This is a genomic window from Streptomyces sp. NPDC046831 (genome assembly GCF_040645305.1).
In the GTDB taxonomy this organism is placed as follows: Bacteria; Actinomycetota; Actinomycetes; order Streptomycetales; family Streptomycetaceae; genus Streptomyces.
The window spans coordinates 1439-21395 of sequence record NZ_JBEYXZ010000027.1; the positions used below are offsets into that span (position 1 = coordinate 1439).

Below are 19957 nucleotides of genomic sequence, written 5' to 3' on the forward strand. Positions count from 1 at the left end.
GTCACCGACCACCAGGACGCGAAAGCCCGCCGCCAGGACGCAAGACCGGCCACCCGGGCACCGGGCACCGACCACCAGGACGCGAAAGCCCGCCGCCAGGACGCAAGACCGGCCACCCGGGCACCGGGCACCGACCACCAGGACGCGAAAGCCCGCCGCCGGAACGCGAGACCGGCCACCCGGGCACAGGCACCGACCACCAGGACGCGAAAGCCCGCCGCCGGAACGCGAGACCGGCCACCGGAGACAGGCACCGACCGCCAAGACGCGAAAGCCCGCCGCAGGACGCGAGACCGGCCACCCGGGCACCGGGCACCGGGCACCGGGCACCGACCACCAGGACGCGGGACCAGGAGCCGGAACGCGGGACCCGCCGCCGGAACGCGGGACCGGTCGCCCGGAGCGGAAGCCGGTCAACCCGGGTAGGGGGACGCCGGCCGCCGGTACGCGGGGACAAGCGCCGGCACACCCGCCCCGTCCCCGGGGATCACGGCGGGGCACCAAGACCCGAGGCGCCGGGAGGCGAGGCCCGGGGGCTGCGCCTATGGTGTTCGAGGGCGCGGTTCACGGCCCGCAGCGGAGCGTCTTGGGAGGCATCGATGCCGTCCATGCTGTCGGTGCGACCCGCGGTCCGGCGCTGCGCGTGCGCCGGGGCCCTCACGCTGGCCCTGCTGGGAGCGGGTCTGCCGGCGTCGGCCGCGGACGGCGACGGCCCCGGTCTGCACCGGTTCTACAGTCAACGGGTGACGTGGGCGTCGTGCGGCGCGGACAGGCCGAGGGACCTGCAGTGCGGAAAGGTCACCGTCCCCCTCGACTACGCCCGTCCGGGGTCGGGGACGCTCGAACTGGCGCTGGCCCGCTACCGGGCGAGCGGCCCGTCGCGCGGCTCGGTGGTGCTCAACTTCGGCGGACCCGGCGGCGCCGGGGTGCCGGCGCTGGCCGCCGGGGGCCGCGAGTTCATGGACCTGACCAACGGCTACGACGTGGTCGCCTTCGACCCGCGCGGCGTGGGCCAGTCCTCACCGGTGAGCTGCGGCACCGGCTCCGCGCTGTACGAGGTGCTGTCGGCCGACGACGCGGCCGCCGGCGATCCGCAGGCCGCGCTGGAACGGTGGCGCAGGGCGGCGGCGGAGTGCGCCGCGCACGCCGGTGCGGTGCTGCGCCACATAGGCACCGTCGACTCGGCGCGCGACCTGGACGTCATCCGCCAGGCACTCGGCGACAAGAAGCTGAACTACCTGGGTTTCTCGTACGGCACCCGGCTCGGCGCGGTCTACGCGGCCGAGTTCCCCGACAAGGTCGGGCGGATGGCCCTGGACGGAGTGGACACGCTCACCGAGCCGTTGGCGGAGCAGGGCCGCGTGGCGGCCGAGGGGCAGCAGGCCGCCTTCGACGCCTTCCTCCACTGGTGCGTGCGGGACCTCGCCTGCCCGTTCGGGGACGACCGGCGTACGGCGCGTGCGCGGGTCCTCCGGCTCGTCCGCTCGCTCGACCGGGACCCCGTGCCGATGGTGTTCGGCGGTGAGCTCTCCGGTCAGGCCCTCGTCGGGGCGATCAGCCAGGCGCTCTACAGCAAGCGGCTGTGGCCCCTGCTGGAGCACGCCGTCGCCTCGCTGGTCGAGGACGGCGACACACGGCGAATCGAGGCCTTCACCTCCGGTGGTGTCACGCTGCCGGGACGGCGGGGCCCCGCGCCGAAGGCTCACGGCGTCCTCGTCGACCCCGAGGACGTCCCGCCGGACAACCTGGCGGCGGCGATGATGGCCATCAACTGCGCGGACGACCCCGACCGGCCCGGCGCCGACCGGATCGGCAGGGACCTCGCCCGGCTGCGCACCGAGTACGAGCAGGCCTCACCCGTCTTCGGCCGGTTCCGGCTGAACGGGCTGCTGATGTGCTACGGCCGCCCCAAGGGCACGGACTTCGTCCGCGAGCGGGTGAAGAACCTCGAGGTGCCGAAGATGCTGCTGGTCGGGACGCGCGGCGACCCGGCGACCCCGTACCGGTGGACCGTGGAGACGGCGAAGCGGCTCGGCTCCTCGACCGTGGTGCTCGACAACAGGGGGCAGGGGCACACCGGGTACGGGTCCTCCAAGTGCGTGCACCGCAAGGTCGACGACTTCCTGCTGTACGGCTCGCTGCCGCCCAGCGGCAGTTCCTGCCCGGCGGACCCGGAGCCGGACGCCGGCGACTGAGGGCCCCGCCGCACGGGTCCGCGGAGGCGCGCCGCACCGGTGCCTCGGGCAACCGGACGCCGCGCCATCCGGGGCTCGGGCCGTCGGAACTGCTCCACATGCCCGACCTGTCCATCGGTCCTATCGTGCTGTCATGGAGCATCTCCTGAGTCCTACGAGCCTCGCCGTACTGCGGCGCCCGCGCCCCTATCCGGCGGTGTCGGTGCTGACGCCGACGCACCGCCGCGAGCCCGAGAAGACGCAGGATGCGGTCCGGCTCCGCAATGCGGTGGCCGAGGCCAAGAAGCGCCTGGAGTCCGATCCGGCGGTCACCCGGGAGCGACGCGCCGACGTCGTCCGCCAGCTCGACAGGGCCCTGACCGAGGTGGACCTGACGTTCGCCGAGGACGGGCTGGCCATCTTCGCCGCGCCGGGCGAGCACCAGGTGTGGTCGCTCTCCCGCCCGGTGCCGGAGCGGGTGGTGCTGTCGGACACCTTCCTGACCCGGAACCTGGTCTCCGCGCAGGCCGCCGAGCGCCCGTTCTGGGTGCTGTCGGTCTCCGCCGACCGCGTGACCCTGTGGAGCGGCGCGGCCGGCCACGTGACCGAGGAGCGCACCGGCGGCTTCCCGCTCATCAGGCGCCTCGTCGAGAACTTCGACGCGGAACGGCGGCTGCAGATCGGTGACAACCCGAGCGCCTTCCGCGCCCAGGACACCCGCCAGTTCCTGCGGGAGGCCGACGGCGCGCTGGGCGCACTCCTGCGCCGGCACCCGCGTCCCCTCTACGTCACCGGTCAGCCGGCGGCGCTGTCGGCCCTCGACGAGGTGGGCAGCGCGGCCCGCGGTGCGACGCACGTCCCGCGCGGCGGTCTGGCGCACGGCACCCCGGAGGCCGTCTGGCGCGCGGTGGGTCCGGTGCACGAGGCACGGCTCCGGCACGAGGCCGAGGCCGTGGCGCGGGCCCTGGAGACGGCCCGCGGGCGCAAGGAGTTCGCCGCGGGCGTCGACGAGGTCTGGCAGAGCGCCCGGGAGGGCCGGGTCCGGCTGCTGGCGGTCGAGGAGAACTACCGGGCGACGATGCGCACCGACGCCGGCAGCCACCTGGTCCCGGCCGAGAGCGGCGCCCCCGGTGCCCGCGAGGACATCGTCGACGAGATCGTCGAGCAGTGCCTGGAGACGGGCGCCGCGGTCCACTTCGTCCCGGACGGCACCCTCGGCGAGGAACAGGGGATCGCCGGAGTGCTGCGCTACTGAGTCCCCGGACCCGCGAGGCCGGCTGCCGGAGGCCCGCGCGGCCCGCCCCGCGCGCCGCAGGGGTCCCGCCCGGATCCCGCCTGCCGGGGCCGCGGCGTCGATGCGATGCGTCGCACGGCGACGGCCCGCCCGGTTCGGCGACGGGCTCCGCGGTGCCTGGGGAGACGCCCCCGCGTCCCCGGCGCGCAGGTCCGCGAGCGGGCCCGGAGCATCCGGCCGCGCCCGGACGGACCTCCCACCCGTGCCTGCGGCTCCTGCCCTGCGCCGGACCGCGCCGGCGGAGGGCCCGTCCCGGTCCGGTCCCCACTCGGCCTCCGAGGTCCTACGCTACGGCGGGACCGTCGGCGAGGAGGGAGTGGGCGCGTGGGTGACCTGCTGGGCGTGGCTGTGCTGGGTGCCGGGCACATGGGGTCCGATCACATACGACGGCTGAGCCGGGTGGTGAGCGGTGCCCGGGTGGCGGCCGTGGCCGACCCCGAGACCGCGGCGGCGAGGGAGGCGGTGGCGGGCCTGGACGGGGTCGCCGTGCACACGGACGTGGAGGCGGCGCTGGACGCGCCGGGCGTGGAGGCGGTGCTGGTCGCCTCGCCGGGGCCCGCGCACGAGGAGGCGCTGCTCGCGGCCTTCGCCCGGGGGCTGCCGGTGCTCTGCGAGAAGCCGATGGTGCCCGACTCGGCCGGGGCCCTGCGCGTGGTCGAGGCGGAGGTACGGCTCGGACGGCGGCTGGCGCAGATCGGGTTCATGCGGCGCTACGACGCCGAGTACCGGCGCCTGAAGTCCCTGCTGGACGGCGGCCGGCTCGGCCGGCCGCTGTTCCTGCACTGCACGCACCGCAATGTCTCCTCCCCGCCCCGCTTCACCAGCGCCATGCTGATCAACAGCTCCGTGTCGCACGAGATCGACGCGGCGCGCTGGCTGCTCGGGCAGGAGCCGACCGCGGTGACGGTGCTGCGGCCCCGCCCTTCGGGCGGAGCCCCCGACGGACTGCTCGACCCGCAGTTCGTGCTCCTGGAGACCGACGGCGGCGCCCTGGTCGACGTGGAGGTCTTCGTCAACTGCGGCTTCGGCTACCAGGTGCGCTGCGAGGCCGTCTGCGAGGCGGGCAGCGCGCGGATCGGCGAGGAGCACGCCATGGTGGTCACCGCGCGCGGCAGCGCCGGTGCGGAGGTGCCGCAGGACTATCTCGTCCGGTTCGCCGACGCCTACGACCGCGAGGTGCAGGCGTGGGTCGACGCCACCCGGCGGGGCCGGGTCACCGGGGCGAGCGCCTGGGACGGGTATGCCGCGTCCGCTGTCGCGGAGGCCGGGGTGGCGGCGCTGGAGCGCGGAGGACGGGTGACCGTCGACCTCGCCCCGCGGCCGGAGGCGTACGGCCCTCCGGGCGCCTCCGCCTGATCACCGCTCGCCGGCCCCCGGCGTGCTCGGGGCGTGTGGCACAGGGTCCTCAGGCCATGCCGAACAGCGTGCTCCGACCGCGGTCGACCGCCGCGGTCACGTCCTCACGGCCGGGCGCCACCGCGGCACGGGTGCGCAGCAGGAGGCGGCGCAGTCACTTCACGCGTCGGCCGCGGCGCCGCCCGCCGCCGGAAGTTCCGACGACCTCCGAACAGGCGACCGAGCAGCAGGGGGGACGCCACGCATGAAGCATCAAATGACGTAACCGCCATACGACTTGAGCGACCGCCCGTCTACCGGTAAGGCACCGCCCGGCCGGGTTCGTGAAGACTATGGCATATGCCGGCAGCACCACCGGACCGTGTGTTGCCGAATCCCTTACGGGGCGTCGCGGGCTGTGCCACAGTCGTAACGGTCCCTCCGCCCCCGTGGTCGTACCGTCCCCGTATCGGAGCGCGTCATGCCGTTCCCCCTCCCAGCGGACCGCCCGGCCGCCGAACCGCCCGGGCCCGGCCCGGTCGACGCCCTGATCACCCAGGCCCGCCGGCTCAAGGGCGAGGTCGACGCCGTGCGACGGGTCGCCGGGGGCGACGAGGGCGACGACCTGGATCCCCGGGGCCGCTGGGAGCGCGCGCTGTACGACCTGGCGCTGCACCAACTCGACGACTTGGACCAGCACTTGGCGCAACTGCGGGCCGGCCCGCCGACGGCGCCGGACGCGGCGCCCGCCACCGGGACGGCCTCCGGCTCGCTGCTCGGCCGGGTCGGCAGCGCGGAGTGGAACCTGCTGACGGACGAGGCCAGTTGGTCCGGGGAGCTGTACCGGATCCTCGGCCGCGACGCCGGTGCCGCCCCGCTGCCGCTGGACGAACTGCCCTCCCTGGTGCTCGCCGAGGACCGGCCCGCCCTGACCGCGTCGGTGACGGACTGCCTGGTCGACGCCCGGCCGCTCGACGGGGAGTTCCGGATCGTCCGGCCCGACGGCACGGTGCGCACCGTGCACATGATGGGCGAGCCCGTGCTCGACGCCGACGGCGGCACCGCCTCGATGTGGGCCGTGCTGCGCGACGTCAGCGAACTGCGCAGCAGCCAACGGGCGGTGCGGGAGACCCGTGACGCGCTGCGACGCCACCGGCACCCGCCCCGGACCGGGCAGCAACTCACGGCCGGACCGCAGGAGGCCGCACCGCCGTGGACCGGCGTGCCGCGGCTCCAGGAAGGCCGCCGCCTGGGAGTGGAGGTGGCGGCCGGCCGTCTGCCCGGCCCGGCGGGCGGGCCGGGCGGAGGCGCCTGGTGCGACGCGCTGGAACTGCCGGACGGCGACACCCTGCTCACTGTGGGCCGGCTCACCGGGCCCGGCCCCGGCCCCGGCGCGAGTCGCGGCGCGGCCATGCTGCTGGGGGCGCTGCGCGGCATGGCGATGGCGGGCGCCCGGCCCGGGCGGCTGATGACCCTGCTCGACGAACTGCTGGGGACGACCTCCCACCCGGCCCCGGACAGCGCCGTCTGCTGCCGCTACCGGCCCGGGACCCGCACCCTGCTGTGGGCAGGGACGGGAGGCCCCGCCCCGCTGCTGTTCCGGGACGGGACGGGGCGGGTGCCGGGCGCACCGGACGGCACCCCGTGCGGCGCCGGTGCGCACGCCGCCCGCGGGCAGGCCGAGGTGACCCTCCGCGTGGGCGACCTGCTCCTGCTGCACGCCGGCGGGCCGATGCCGGGCGGCGGTACCGCGGCGGCGGTGAACCGCCTCCTCGGCACGGCTGCACGACGGGGCACCGCGACCACGGCGCGGGACTGCCTGCGGGCGGTCGTGGAGGGGTTCGGCGCGGCCGGAGGCGACCAGGACGCCTGCCTGCTCGTCGCCAGGGTCACCCGCTGACCGTCCGCCGGCGCGACGCGGGCGCGGAAGCGGGCACACCGATCACCGACGGGCTGCCCCGCCCGTACACCCTGCCCGTGGGCCGTGACGTGTCCTAGGCCCGGGCGCCGGCGCCTCCCCGGCCCTTGGGGCCGGGCAGCGCCAGCCTGATCTCCTCCCGCAGTTCCTGCACCCTGGGGCAGCCGGAGTACTCGGCGGTGAGCCGGTACATCTGCCGCAGGCGGTCCCAGGTACGGCGCGAGGAGTTGGAACCCATCGACACCAGGGCCAGTCGCGCGTACCGGTCCGCCTGTTCGGGGTCGTCGGCGATGAAGCAGGCGGAGGCCATCGACAGGTAGTCGAAGATCTTCGACCGCTCCCGGCCGTCGTTGCGCAGGGCCAGTGCCTTGTCCGCGTAGTGCTGCGCGTGCACGGCCGCGCCGGGCTCGAACTCCGCCAGTGTGCGGTAGGCCAGGGCCTGCATGCCGTACAGGTCCGCCTCCTTGAAGGTCTGCATCCAGCTCGGCGCGGGCACGTCGCCCTGGCCGGAGACGAAGAGGTCCTCCGCCTGGCCGAGGGTGCGGCGCATCGCCTGGCCCCGGCCCATCGACGCCTGCGCCCAGGCCTCGATGGTGTGGAGCATCGCCCTGGTCCGCGGCAGCACCTCGTCGCCGGATCCGGACTGGGCGAGCTTCATCAGGTCCAGCGCGTCGTCCGGCCGCCCGAGGTGCACCATCTGCCGGGCCGCCCGCGAGAGCGCCTCGCCGGCCCGGGGCCGGTCGCCCCCCTCCCGCGCGGCGTGGGCGGCGATGACGAAGTACTTCTGAGCCGTGGGCTCCAAGCCGACGTCGTGGGACATCCAGCCCGCGAGGACGGCGAGGTTGGCGGCGACGCCCCACAGGCGCCGCTGCAGGTGGGGCGGGTGGCGGTAGGCCAGCATGCCGCCCACCTCGTTGAGCTGGCCGACCACCGCCTTGCGCTGCAGTCCGCCGCCGCGGGCCGCGTCCCAGGCCCGGAACACCTCGACGGAGCGCTCCAGTTCCTCGATCTCCTCCGATCCGATGGGGGCGGCCTCGTACCGGTCGAACCCGGCCGGGTCGGCGTGCTGAAGTGTGGTGTGCTGGGGAGCGCCGGCCTGCGGGGCCGGATCGGTGTGGAGCCAGTCGTACATGGCACCGCTGAGGGCGGATCCCGCGGCGAGCGCGGCACCCGCGCCCACCAAGCCGCGTCGGTTGAGCATGAGGTCCATTCCCGTGAATTCGGTGAGGACCGCGGCGGTCTGCTCGGGCGCCCACGGCACTCCGTCGGGATGTTCCCCACTCCCGCCGCCCTGCCGTTTCCCCGTACGCCCGTGCCGCACCAGACCGAGGTCCTCGATGGTCACGACACGGCCGAGACGCTCGGTGAACAGGGCCGCCAGCACCCGCGGCACCGGATCGCGCGGGATCTCTCCCGTGTCGATCCAACGCCGCACCCGGGAGGTGTCGGTCGCCAGCTGGGGGTGGCCCATGGCCGCCGCCTGCCGGTTGACCAGTCTCGCGAGTTCCCCCTTGGACCAGCCGGTCAGGCCGAACAGGTCCGCAAGGCGGGTGTTGGGTTGTCCGCTCACGTCAAGCCCCCAGGTACTCGGCTGAGTTGACAGTAGACCCGGGGAGAGTTGCCGGGCGACTATTCGCCAGGCTTCGCCAGGGTGCGCCAGATGGTGTGCCAGTGGCCATCGGGTGTCAGGTAGGAACGCGCCACCCCGACCCGGTCACCGACGGACATTCCCCAGGGTGACCCCAGCGAGCCGGGCCGGGCGGCGCAACCCCCCACGCGGAAGGCACAGCAGGCACACGAAGGGATCTGTATCACCCATGTACGCAGCATCGTCCTCCGTGTCCGCGCCGCCCCGGCCACTGCGCCCCCACCCGGGCGCCGGCGGTCCGCGTCCCGACCCGTTACGACCGGTGGCGGCCGTGCTCGGCGCGGGCCGGGCGCGACGCGGGCCGGGTCCGGCCGCACCAGCGCTCAGCGGGAGACTCGACCTGTCCGGCCCCCAGGGCGCCCAGTTGCGCGCGGTGCTCGCGTCGGTCCACCGGATCTGCCCGGAGTTCGCCCCGGTGCAGGTGCTGCGCCGCAGCGGGCGCTCCGTGCTCCTGGTCGGCACGACCGGACGCACCACGGCCGTCGCCAAGTGCTTACTGGACCACTCGCCCGCGTGGGCCGAACGGTACCGGCACGAAATAGCCGCATACCGCTCGTTCGTCCGGCACCGGCCACCGGTCCGCGTGCCCCGGCTGATCGCGGCGGACCCGGACAACTGCACCCTCGTCATCGAGCGCACGCCGGGCCGGGTGGCGGCACTCCAGCGGCATCCGGCGGACACTCCGCCGCGGGCGGACATCAAGGCGGCCCTCGGCGCGATCTGCCGGCTGAACGCCTGGCGGCCGCCGGCGGGCACGTTCGACGCCCCGCTGGACTACGCGGCCCGCATCGCCCGGTACCACGAGCTGGGGCTGCTCACCGACCGGGACCTGGGCGACCTGCAGAAGCTGCTGCACGGCATCGCCCACGCGGCGGGCCGGCAGGGCATGGGCCAGTTCTGCCACGGCGACGCCCTGCTCGCGAACATGGTGCTGTCACCGGCCGGTCCGGTGCTGGTGGACTGGGAGCACGCGGGCTGGTACCTGCCGGGCTACGATCTGGCGACGCTGTGGGCGGTCCTCGGGGACGCGCCGGTGGCGCGGCGGCAGATCAGCCAGCTCGCCCAGGCGGCCGGGCCGGCGGCGCGTGACGCCTTCCTGGTGAACCTGATGCTCGTGCTGACCCGTGAGATCCGCACCTACGAGACGGCCGTGCAGCGCTCGATGCACGACGCGGCCCCGGGCACGGCCCACCCGGCCGCCGTGCCGTCCGGCGAGGAGCAGCGGCTGCTGCTGCGGCGGCTGCACGACGACTGCCAGCTGGCCCGGCGGGCCGTGCGCGCGGCGGTCGGCACTCGCTGACGCGGGACCGAGGTCCGCGGTGCGCCCGTAGCGGCGGCGCACCGCGGGCCTTCGTCGTGTACGGCTTCCGGGGGTCGGCCGTCCGGGGCCATTGGTGTACGCCTCTGACGCCCCGCAGGCCCCGGGTCCGCCGCGACGAAACTCGCCGGGACCCCGCTTGACATGGGAAATCGCCCCGCTGTGGGCATGATTGACGGATCGTCGGCAAGCCGGTACCACTGTCCCACGCCGGCCCCCGCACGCCCCGCCACGCCCGAGTGCCCCAGGAGGCTTCTTTTGCGAGGATCCGCCCCCGACCCCCAGTCCGTGCCGGCCGGCAGACGGGCCCGCACGGCGGCCGGCGCCGTCGCCGCCGCGGCCCTGCTCCTGCCGCTGCTGGGCGCCGCCCCGTCCGCCGGCGCGGCCCCGTCCGACACCGGCCGGCTGCAGCGGGCGTTCGCCGCCGCGGCCGCGGAGTACCACGTGCCGCAGAGCGTCCTGCTGGGCGTGTCCTACCTGCAGTCCCGCTGGGACGGGCACGGTGGCGCGCCGAGTGTGACCGGCGGCTACGGCCCGATGCACCTCACCGACGCGCGGACCGCGCTGAAGGAGGCGCCGCACCACGGCGAGGGCGCGGAGGACCCCCGGGGCGACGGCGCTCGCCCCGCCCTCCGCGTCACCGCGCGGGTGCCTGAGGCGGCCGCGCTCCCGGCCCGCCTGAAGACGCTGACCAGGGCGGCGCGGCTGACCGGCATGCCGGCCGAGCGGCTGCGCACGGACGAGGCGGCGAACATCGCGGGCGGCGCGGCCCTGCTGGCCGCGGCGCAGCGGGAGCTGGGCGAGCCGCTGAGCCCGGACCCGGCCGACTGGTACGGGGCGGTGGCCCGCTTCTCCGGCGCGGACGACACCGCGACGGCGGCGACCTACGCCGACGACGTGTACGACGTGATCCGCTCCGGTGAGCGGCGCACCACGGACGCCGGGCAGCGCCTGGTCCTCAGCGCCCGGCCCGGCCTCGTGCCCGACACCGCCCAGCTGAGCCGCACCGGGCTGCGCACCGTCTCCGCCGCCGGCACGGAGTGCCCCCCGACGGTGTCCTGCGAGTGGATCCCGGCGCCCTACCAGGAGTTCGGGGACAACGACTACGGCAACCACGACCTCGGCGACCGGCCGGCGTCGCAGCGCATCCGGTACATCGTCGTCCACGACACGGAAGGACGCTGGGACGGTGTCCTGAACATGGTCCAGGACCCGACGTACGTGTCGTGGAACTACACGCTGCGCTCGACGGACGGGCACATCGCCCAGCACGTGAAGGCGCAGGACGTGGCCTGGCACGCGGGCAACTGGTACGTCAACGCCACGTCGGTCGGCCTGGAGCATGAAGGTTTCCTCGCCGAGCCGGACGCCTGGTACACCGAGGCGATGTACCGCTCGTCGGCGCGGCTGGTGAAGTACCTGGCCGTGAAGTACGCCATCCCGCTGGACCGGCAGCACATCCTCGGCCACGACACCGTCCCGGGCCCGACCACCTCGACCGTGTCCGGCATGCACACCGACCCGGGGCCGTACTGGGACTGGCGGCACTACTTCGAACTGCTGGGCAGGCCCCTGCAGCCCACCGCGGGCAAGGACGGCGGGCTGGTGACGATCCGCCCCGACTACACCGCGAACCGGCCGCAGTACACGGGCTGCACCACCGGCGGCACACCGTGCGCGGACCACGGCTCCAGCGAGGTGCGGCTGTACTCGGAGCCCGACACGTCCGCACCGCTGGTCAAGGACATCGGCACGCACCCCGACGGCGGCGTCTCGACGACCGGGGTGAACGACGTGGGTTCGCGGGCCTCGACCGGCCAGCAGTTCGCGGTCGCCGAGCGCAGGGGCGACTGGACCGCGATCTGGTACCTCGGGCAGAAGGCCTGGTTCCAGAACCCGGCCGGGCAGCCGACGGCGGTGGACGCGGCCGGGTTCGTCGTGACGCCCAGGCCGGGGCTGGACAGCGTGCCGGTGTACGGGCGGGCCTATCCGGAGCAGGCCGCCTATCCGGCGGACGTGCCCGTCCAGTCCGTCTCGCCGCTGTCGTACAGGCTGCCGGCCGGGCAGAGGTACGTGGCCGGTGACAAGGTGCCGGGCGAGTACTACTACGCGGTGACCTTCACCACCGACTCGCACCGCGTCGTCGTGGGCGAGGACCTGTACTACGAGATCCAGTACGGCCACCGGGTGGCGTACGTCCGGGCTGCGGACGTGGTGCTGGAGAAGTCGGCGCGGTAGGCCGGCTCAGCCCTGCTGGAACAGCTCCGCGGGGAGCGGTTTCAGCAGGGCGTACAGGTCGTCGGTGATCGGGCGGTCCCACGCGGCGATGGTGACCAGGACACCGTCGCTGCGGTCGAACTGCACGCAGGAGATCCGGCCCTCGGAGAGCTTCAGGCGCCGCACGATCAGCAGGTTGTCGCCCTGCAGCACCGGCACGTCCTCGGTGCCGACGACGGTGACCTCCTCGTCGTTCTCCAGGGCGAGCAGCAGCTGGGCCACCTCGAAGGGGACCTCGCCCTCGGCGACGTCCCGGGCCGGGGAGCCCTCGGGCAGATTACCGATGATCATCGCGGTGCCCCGGCCGCCGAAGAGGTCGTAGCGCAGGAACACACCCTGGCAGGTGCCGTCGGGCGCGGGCAGCAGCCCGGCGCCCAGGTTGCCGGGCCAGTCGCCCGGGTCCATGGCCAGGACGTCGAAGTCGGGCCCGGCGGGCGTGGCACTGCGGCGACGGAGGAACGACATGCGGACATGGTACGTGCCCGCGCCCGCCCCGTGACGTGTGGGCGGCCCCGGGCGGAGGGGAGTCCGCCGGGGGCGGGCGGGCACCCCGCGCCGGGTGCCGGGAGGCCGGCCGCAGACGCCGGGGGAGCCGGCGGCGGACCCTGCGGCGGCAGCCCGGGGGTCACCCCTGCGGTGGGGACGGCGGTACCACCGCCACCGGGCTCGCCGCGTGCAGCAGGACGGCCTGGGTGACGGAGCCCATCATGCGGGCCGGCGCCGGCAGGCGCCTGCGGTGCCGGCCGACCACGACCAGGTCCGCGTCCTTCGACGCGGCGACCAGGTGACCGGCGGCGTCACCGGCCGCCACGCACGCGTCGGCCCGCACCCGCGGGTGCCGTTCGCGGTGCGGCGCCAGGAAGCCCTCGACCAGCGCCCGGGTCTCGCTCTCGACGGCCTCCCGGTCGATCACGGGCGGGGCGAGTTCGCCGGGCGCCAGCCAGGTCCGGGCCGGCCACGGACAGGCGGCCACCACCTGGAGCCGGGCCTCCCGCAGGGCCGCCTCCGCGAAGGCGAAACCGAGCGTGGCCTCGTCGGGGCCGTCGACGTGCAGGCCGACGACGATCCGGGGCCCGGCCTCCGCCGGCGCCTCGCCGTGGACCTCGCGGCCCGGCCGGGGCACGACGACCACGGGGCACTCGGAGTCCCGCGCGGCGGCCAGGCTGTTCGAGCCGAGCAGCAGACTGGCGAAGCCGCCGCGCCCCCGGGAGCCGAGCACCAGCAGTTGCGCGGTGGCGCTCAGCCCGGGCAGCAGGGCGGCGGGGACGCCGTCCAGACCCAGATACTCCACCGGGCCGCCGGCGACGCGTCCCTCCAGGCGGGCGCGGGCCTGGTCGAGCACCGGGTCGTCCTCGCCCTCCGGTGGACCCGCGACCAGGACGTCGGGCCGGGCCCAGGGGGCGTACTGACGCACATGCGCCACGTGCAGCGGGGCCCGGCGCCGGCGGGCGGCGTCGAGGGCCCAGTCCAGGACGCGCAGACTGTCGTCCGAACCGTCGACCGCGGCGACGACCGCGGGGGTGCTCATGTGTTCCTCACCTCCGGGTGGCGACCTCACCCCGCCGGCACCGGCACCGCGCGGGCCGGCGGCCCCGGCAGGGCCTCCCGGGTCACGTGTCCGCACACGGGCGAGGAACACCCCTTGGCCGAGGCGACCGGGCGCCGTCCGGCGAGGTCCGCTCGGATCCGCCCGGTCCCCGTTCCGCACGGCCCGTCCGCCTCACCCGGTCCCCGATCCGCCCGGTCCGCCGGAGCCCGGGCGGGCCGGTACGGGCGCCATCGGGCCCGCGCCCGGTCACGTCAGGTCGAACTCCCCCTCCCGCGCCCCCGACACGAAGGCGCCCCACTCCGCGGGAGTGAAGATCAGGGAGGGGCTCTCGGGGCGGCCGCTGTTGCGCATCGCGATGAATCCCTCGACGAAGGCGATCTGGACATCCCCCAGGCCGCGGCTGCTGGACTGCCACTCGGCCTTGCTCAGGTCCAGTTCCGGCTTGTCCCAACCTGCGAGCGGGTACTGCTGGGTGGTGCTCTCGGCCACGTCCGTGCTCCTCCCGTTTCGTCGTCCGCGGTCAGCCTAGCGATCGCACCGGACCGCCGACAGGCCACGTGAGACGTACGCCGCGCGTCGCGCCACGACGGCGGACCACGCACCGCACGGCGTTCGGCACCGCCCGCCGGCCTCCCGGCGGCCCCGGGGCCGGCGGGCCGACCGCCCACCGGCGCGACGGCCGCTCGCACACCATGGCGCCGCGACCGCGCTCCGGCGAGCGGACGCCGCCCTTCCGCAGGCGGCGGTGGCGGGTGCCGCGGAAAAGTGGCCGCCGGTGTCTTGCCCGGGGGCGGGTGGGCTGGATTACTGATGTCCAGCACATCGACCGAATGATCGGTCGGCAGGATCGACGTGGTGGGTGAGGGAGTCCCCGATGGCGGATGTGACACGGCTGCTGGACGAGGGAGAGCGGCTCGACGCGGCCGGGCTGCGGGCGGTGCAGCTCGAACGGCTGCGGAACACGCTGCGGCACGCCTACGAGAACGTGCCCTTCTACCGGGAGTCGTTCGACAAGGCCGGGGTGGCGCCGGACGACTGCCGTTCGCTCGCCGACCTGGCCCGCTTCCCGTTCACCACCAAGGCGGACCTGCGGGAGAACTACCCGTACGGGATGTTCGCCGTGCCGCGGGACCGCATCCGCAGGATCCACGCCTCCAGCGGCACCACGGGACGCCCGACGGTCGTCGGCTACACCGACCACGACCTGTCCCTGTGGGCGGACATGGTGGCCCGCTCCCTGCGCGCGGCGGGCGCACGGCCCGGCGACACGGTGCACGTGGCCTACGGCTACGGACTCTTCACCGGCGGCCTCGGCGCCCACTACGGCGCCGAGCGGCTGGGCTGCACGGTCGTGCCCGCCTCCGGGGGCATGACCGCCCGCCAGATGCAGCTCATCCAGGACCTGCGGCCCAGGATCATCATGGTGACCCCCTCGTACATGCTCACCCTGCTCGACGAGTTCGAGCGCCAGGGCGTCGACCCCCGCGGCACCTCGCTGCGCGTCGGCGTCTTCGGCGCGGAGCCGTGGACGGAGGAGATGCGCCGTGAGATCGAGGAGCGCTTCGGGATCGACGCGGTCGACATCTACGGGCTGTCGGAGGTGATCGGGCCGGGCGTGGCGCAGGAGTGCGTGGAGAGCAAGGACGGCCTGCACGTCTGGGAGGACCACTTCTACCCCGAGGTCGTCGACCCGGTCACCGGCGAGGTGCTGCCGGAGGGCGAGGAGGGGGAGCTCGTGTTCACCTCGCTCACCAAGGAGGCCATGCCGGTGGTCCGGTACCGGACGCGCGACCTGACGCGGCTGCTGCCCGGCACGGCGCGCGTCTTCCGGCGCATGGAGAAGGTCACCGGCCGCAGCGACGACATGGTGATCGTGCGCGGGGTGAACCTCTTCCCGACCCAGATCGAGGAGATCGTCCTGCGCACGCCCGGCGTCGCACCGCACTTCCAGCTCAGGCTCACCCGCGAGGGCCGCATGGACTCGCTGACCGTGCGCGCCGAGGCCCGTGCCGGCGCCGGCCCCGAGGTGCGGGACGCTGCGGCACGGACCATCGCGGCGGCGGTGAAGGACGGCGTCGGGGTGTCGGTGGCGGTCGAGATCGTCGAGCCGGAGACGCTGGAGCGCTCGGTGGGCAAGATCCGGCGCATCGTGGACCTGCGGCCGCGCTAGACGGTTCCCGGGGCTGCGACGGGTCCCTCCCCCGCCCCCGCAGCCCCGGGACCGTGGCGGCGTCTTCGCTCGCGTCCCCCGAGCGGGGTGAGACTCTCGGCTGCGCGGGGCGGATGCGGTGGAGTGAGGGCCGGAGGTCGCGGTCGGCGCCGTCGGGGACGTTGCGTGGGTTCCTCGGTGCACGCGACGCCCCCACCCGGCGCCGGTCCGGCCGGACGGTGACCGCCGCGCGGCTACCCGGCCGCGAACCGGTCCCTCAGCTCGCGCTTGACGATCTTGCCGCTGGCGTTGCGCGGCAGCGCGTCGACGAACTCCACGCGCTTGGGCGCCTTGAAGTGCGGGAGCCTCTCCCGGGCGTGGCCGAGGAGGTCCTCCTCGGTGACCTCGCCGCGCGGCACGACGACCGCCGTGACCGCCTCGATCCAGCGGTCGTCGGGAAGGCCGACGACGGCGACCTCGGCGACCGCCGGATGGGTGTAGAGGGCGTCCTCGACCTGGCGCGAGGCGACCAGCACACCACCGGAGTTGATGACGTCCTTCACCCGGTCCACGACCGTGAAGTAGCCGTGGGCGTCGCGCACGGCGAGGTCGCCGGAGCGGAACCAGCCGTCGCGGAACGCCTCGGCCGTCTCCTCGGGCTTGTCCCAGTAGCCCTCGCACAACTGCGGGGAGCGGTAGACGATCTCGCCGGGGGTGCCGTCGGGCGCGTCCTTGCCGTCCTCGTCGACGACCCGCGCGTCCACGAACAGCACCGGGCGCCCGCAGGAGTCCAGGCGCCCCTTGTGCTCGTCCGGCCCGAGCACCAGGGCCAGGGGGCCGATCTCGCTCTGGCCGAAGCAGTTGTAGAGGGCGAGTCCGGGCAGGCGTGCCCGCAGCCGTTCCAGGACGGGCACCGGCATGATCGAGGCGCCGTAGTACGCCTTGCGCAGCCCGCCCAGGTCCCGCGTGGCGAAGTCCGGGCGGCCCGCCAGGGCGATCCAGACCGTGGGCGGCGCGAACAGGCTGTCGGCGCGCCCGGCCTCGATCAGGTCGAACAGCCGGTCGCCGTCGGGCGCGTCGAGGATGACGTTCGTCGCCCCGACCGCCAGGTACGGCAGCAGGAAGACGTGCATCTGCGCCGAGTGGTAGAGCGGCAGGGAGTGCACGGGCCGGTCGCCGGCGCGGAGGTCGAGGGCGGTGATGGCGCTGAGGTACTCGTGGACCAGGGCCCGGTGGGTCATCATCGCGCCCTTGGGCAGAGCGGTCGTCCCCGAGGTGTACAGCAGCTGCACCAGTTCGTCGCCGCGCGGCTCGGGGCCGTCGTGCGGCGCCGTCCCGGCCAGCCGGGCCAGCAGCGAGCGCTCGTCGTCGCGCAGCGGCAGCGACCGCACGCCGTCGGGGAGCCGCCCGGCGAGGTCCGGGTCGGCGAGGACCAGCGCGCTGCCCGACTGGCCCAGGAGGTAGGCGAGGTCGTCGCCGGTGAGGTTCTGGTTGACCGGCACGTGCACCAGTCCGGCGCGGGCGCAGGCGAGGAAGGCGATGAGGTAGGCGTCCGAGTTGTGGCCGTAGGCGCCGACCCGGTCGCCGGGGACGAGTCCCTGGCCCAGCAGGACGCCCGCCGCCCGGGAGACGGCGTCGTCGAGTGCCTCGTACGTCCAGGTGCGGTCGCCGTACTCGACGGCGACCCGCGCGGGGGTGCGCCGGGCGCTGCGCCGCAGCACCCCGTCGACCGCGCTGCCGTGTCCGGGCGTCATGGCAGATGATCCTCCGTCCGCCGCGGGGGGAGGTCAAGGTGTCGCGGCCGTCCGGCGGGTCCTGCCGGGTGCCGCACCGCCGGGGCCGTCCGGGGCCCGCGAACCGGCTCGTCGAGCCCTGCGACGCTCTCCCCCGCACCCCGCCGGCCTCCGTGCGGCGCCGCACGACCCGTTGACACACTCCCTGCCTGACACGAAAGTTTCATCCCGCACGGCACACCCCGGAAGATACTTTCAGACGGGAGGCCCATCATGACCGACGGCGCGGCAGACAGCGCACCGGGCGGACCGACCCGGCGCCGACTGGGCGGCCTGGCCCTGGCGTTGGGCGGCGGAGTCGCGCTCGCGGCCTTACCCGCGGGCCCGGCCGCCGCGGCGGGAGCGGGCCGCCGGCCCACCCTGCGGCACGGGGACGCCGAGAAGGCCGGCCTGCTCCCGGCCCACCTGCGCCGGCTCGTCACCGACGCCGAGGCGTTCCTCGGCCCCTCCCCCGCGCACCCCTGGTACGCCGGCGCCGTCCTGCTCGCCGGACGCGGCGGCACCGTGGCACTGCACGAGCCGATCGGCCTGGCGGTGCGGTACTCCGCCTACGACGAGCGGACCGGCACGGGCGTGGAGTTCCCGGCCGGCCGGCAGATCCCGATGACCCGGGACACCGTGTTCGACCTGGCCTCCGTCTCGAAGCTGTTCACCTCGATCCTCGCCGTGCAGCAGATCGAACGGGGCGCGCTGGAGCTGGAGGGGAAGGTCGCCTCCTACCTCCCGGACTTCGGACGCGCGGGCAAGCAGGACGTGACGGTCCGTCAACTCCTCACCCACACCTCGGGGTTACGTGCCTGGATCCCGCTGTACGACGCCCCGACGCGCGAGGGGAAACTGCGGCTCATCTTGGACGAGGCGCCGCTGAACCCGCCGGGCACCGCGTACCTGTACTCCGACCTGAACCTGATCTCCCTGCAACTGGTGCTGGAGGAGATCACCGGCCGCACGCTCGACACGCTGCTGGGCGAGGAGATCACCGGCCCGCTCGGCCTCGACCGCACCCGCTACAACCCGCCGGCCTCCTGGAGGCCGTCCATCGCGGCCACCGAGGACGCCCGCAAGCCGTGGTCCGGGCTGGACCGCGGGCTCGTGTGGGGCGAGGTGCACGACGAGAACGCCTTCAGCCTGGGCGGCGTCGCGGGTCACGCGGGGGTGTTCTCCTGCGCGTGGGACCTCGCGGTGCTGGGCCGCACCCTCCTCAACGGCGGCTCCTACGGGCGCGCCCGCATCCTGCGGCCGGAGTCGGTGGAGCTGATGTTCACCGACTTCAACACCGCCTTCCCCGGCGACGAGCACGGCCTCGGCTTCGAGCTCTACCAGCACTGGTACATGGGGGCGATGGCGACCCCGCGCACCGCCGGGCACACCGGCTTCACGGGCACCTGCCTGGTGCTCGACCCGACGACCGACTCGTTCCTGGTCCTCCTGGGCAACTCCGTGCACCCGGTGCGCACGTGGCGGTCGGGCTCGGCCCCGCGGGTCGCCGCGGGCACCAACCTGGCGCGGGCCGTGCCGGTCCGCCCCGAGCGCGGCCGTACCGCCTGGTTCTCCGGCACGGCGAGCGCCGCGACGACGACGCTCACCCTTCCCGCTCTGGACACCTCGCGGGGCGCGGCCCGGCTGCGGTGCTCCCTGTGGTGGGACACCGAGCCGCAGGCCGACGTGCTCGTCCTGGAGTGCTCGGCGGACGGCGGCGCCACCTGGCAGCCGGTGCCGTTCACGACCGTGCGCCGCGGCGAACGGCCCCAGCAGCACACCGCCGGCTCCGCCACCGGCTGGTCGGGGCGAGCCTGGCACCGCCTCACGGCCGGCCTCCCGGCGGCACGGGGTCTCACCCTGCGCTGGCGGTACACCACGGACCGCCTCTACGTGGGACGCGGGGCGTACGTCGGCGCCCTGCGCGTGGAGGCGGGCGGCACGGTGGTCTTCGACGAGACCCGTCCGGCGGACGCGGCCCGTGTCCAGCCGGCGGGCTGGACGGCCTCCGCCGACTGACGGACCCGGTTGGTGCGGCACCGGCCCGCCGCCCTCGGGGCGGCGGGCCGGTGACCCACGGGTGCCGTCACTCGTTGAAAACGGCCTTCTGCACTTCGTTCGGGCCGTCGAAGTGGTCCTGCTTGAGGCCGTCGAGACGGCTGACGATGGTGTCGTCGGCCTTGTTCTTGCGGGCGCGCTCGACCAGGTGCTGCTTGTCCGTGGGGTAGTCCGCGCCCCTGAGGGCCTTCTGCAGGTCGATCGGGCTGAGGTCGGCCATGGGAGCCTCCCGTGAGGGGTGTGCGGCCGTCCGCGGAGGGCGGCCGATCGTGCGGTTGCCTTCGCCCTGTCGGAGTGCCCAGCGGCGGCGCGGGCATTCAGCGACCCGCGCGGCCGCGGGCGCGGGCCGGCCGCGCCCCAACGGCTCCGGGCCGGGGGCGCGGCCCGGCCGGGGGCCGGCTGGACAGCGGGCGCGGTCGCTCCCGGCCGACGCGAGCGGACCCGGCCGACCTGGACGCTCCGCCC

Annotated in this window: 14 protein-coding genes; 8 read left to right on the top strand and 6 right to left on the bottom strand. The window is 75.1% G+C overall.

The annotated features are described in order from the left end of the window. Positions 1-599 precede the first annotated feature (599 nt). The 4 genes from ABZ920_RS21855 to ABZ920_RS21870 all read left to right on the top strand — a co-directional run bounded on the left by ABZ920_RS21855 (position 600) and on the right by ABZ920_RS21870 (position 6703). Positions 600-2195, top strand: a complete 1596-nt coding sequence (locus tag ABZ920_RS21855; protein ID WP_361507421.1) for an alpha/beta hydrolase — start codon at positions 600-602, stop codon at positions 2193-2195. A gap of 133 nt (positions 2196-2328) precedes the next feature. Next, the gene (locus tag ABZ920_RS21860) at positions 2329-3429 is read left to right on the top strand and encodes a chemotaxis protein (RefSeq protein WP_361507424.1); all 1101 of its coding nucleotides are present in this window, start codon (positions 2329-2331) and stop codon (positions 3427-3429) included. A 363-nt stretch (positions 3430-3792) separates the two neighbouring features. After that, the gene (locus ABZ920_RS21865; protein ID WP_361507427.1) at positions 3793-4824 is read left to right on the top strand and encodes a Gfo/Idh/MocA family oxidoreductase; all 1032 of its coding nucleotides are present in this window, start codon (positions 3793-3795) and stop codon (positions 4822-4824) included. Positions 4825-5284: 460 nt separating this feature from the next. Continuing rightward, a complete protein-coding gene (locus ABZ920_RS21870) occupies positions 5285-6703 on the top strand; it encodes a SpoIIE family protein phosphatase (RefSeq protein WP_361507430.1) in 1419 nt (472 codons plus the stop codon). A gap of 94 nt (positions 6704-6797) precedes the next feature. Here the strand turns inward: ABZ920_RS21870 and ABZ920_RS21875 are convergent, their stop codons facing one another. Continuing rightward, positions 6798-8291, bottom strand: a complete 1494-nt coding sequence (locus tag ABZ920_RS21875; protein WP_361507433.1) for a hypothetical protein — start codon at positions 8289-8291, stop codon at positions 6798-6800. A gap of 247 nt (positions 8292-8538) precedes the next feature. On the opposite strand from ABZ920_RS21875, the gene ABZ920_RS21880 reads away from it, so the two are divergent. Together ABZ920_RS21880 and ABZ920_RS21885 are read left to right on the top strand one after the other, a co-directional pair. Beyond that, positions 8539-9669 (top strand): aminoglycoside phosphotransferase family protein, encoded by a 1131-nt coding sequence (locus tag ABZ920_RS21880; protein ID WP_361507436.1) that lies wholly within the window; start codon positions 8539-8541, stop codon positions 9667-9669. Positions 9670-9945: 276 nt separating this feature from the next. After that, complete coding sequence (locus tag ABZ920_RS21885; protein WP_361507439.1) at positions 9946-11925, top strand: N-acetylmuramoyl-L-alanine amidase; 1980 nt, start codon at positions 9946-9948, stop codon at positions 11923-11925. Positions 11926-11931: 6 nt separating this feature from the next. On the opposite strand, the gene ABZ920_RS21890 is transcribed toward ABZ920_RS21885, so the two are convergent. The 3 genes from ABZ920_RS21890 to ABZ920_RS21900 all read right to left on the bottom strand — a co-directional run bounded on the left by ABZ920_RS21890 (position 11932) and on the right by ABZ920_RS21900 (position 14002). Next, positions 11932-12429 (bottom strand): hypothetical protein, encoded by a 498-nt coding sequence (locus tag ABZ920_RS21890; protein WP_361507442.1) that lies wholly within the window; start codon positions 12427-12429, stop codon positions 11932-11934. Between the two features lie 160 nt (positions 12430-12589). Then, positions 12590-13492, bottom strand: a complete 903-nt coding sequence (locus ABZ920_RS21895) for a universal stress protein (protein ID WP_361507445.1) — start codon at positions 13490-13492, stop codon at positions 12590-12592. Between the two features lie 267 nt (positions 13493-13759). Further along, positions 13760-14002: a DUF397 domain-containing protein gene (locus ABZ920_RS21900; protein ID WP_361507448.1), complete on the bottom strand. Its 243-nt coding sequence runs from the start codon at positions 14000-14002 to the stop codon at positions 13760-13762. 385 nt (positions 14003-14387) lie between these two features. On the opposite strand from ABZ920_RS21900, the gene paaK reads away from it, so the two are divergent. Further along, positions 14388-15683: a phenylacetate--CoA ligase PaaK gene (gene paaK / locus ABZ920_RS21905; protein ID WP_361507450.1), complete on the top strand. Its 1296-nt coding sequence runs from the start codon at positions 14388-14390 to the stop codon at positions 15681-15683. A gap of 233 nt (positions 15684-15916) precedes the next feature. Here paaK and ABZ920_RS21910 read toward each other — a convergent pair whose 3' ends face one another. After that, entirely contained in the window at positions 15917-17416 is a 1500-nt protein-coding gene (locus ABZ920_RS21910) for an acyl-CoA synthetase (RefSeq protein ID WP_361507453.1), read from the bottom strand. A gap of 252 nt (positions 17417-17668) precedes the next feature. Here ABZ920_RS21910 and ABZ920_RS21915 point away from each other — a divergent pair, with 252 nt between their 5' ends. Next, positions 17669-19453 (top strand): serine hydrolase, encoded by a 1785-nt coding sequence (locus ABZ920_RS21915; RefSeq protein ID WP_361507456.1) that lies wholly within the window; start codon positions 17669-17671, stop codon positions 19451-19453. Positions 19454-19520: 67 nt separating this feature from the next. Here ABZ920_RS21915 and ABZ920_RS21920 read toward each other — a convergent pair whose 3' ends face one another. Then, positions 19521-19712: a DUF2795 domain-containing protein gene (locus tag ABZ920_RS21920; protein ID WP_361507459.1), complete on the bottom strand. Its 192-nt coding sequence runs from the start codon at positions 19710-19712 to the stop codon at positions 19521-19523. Positions 19713-19957: the final 245 nt, after the last annotated feature.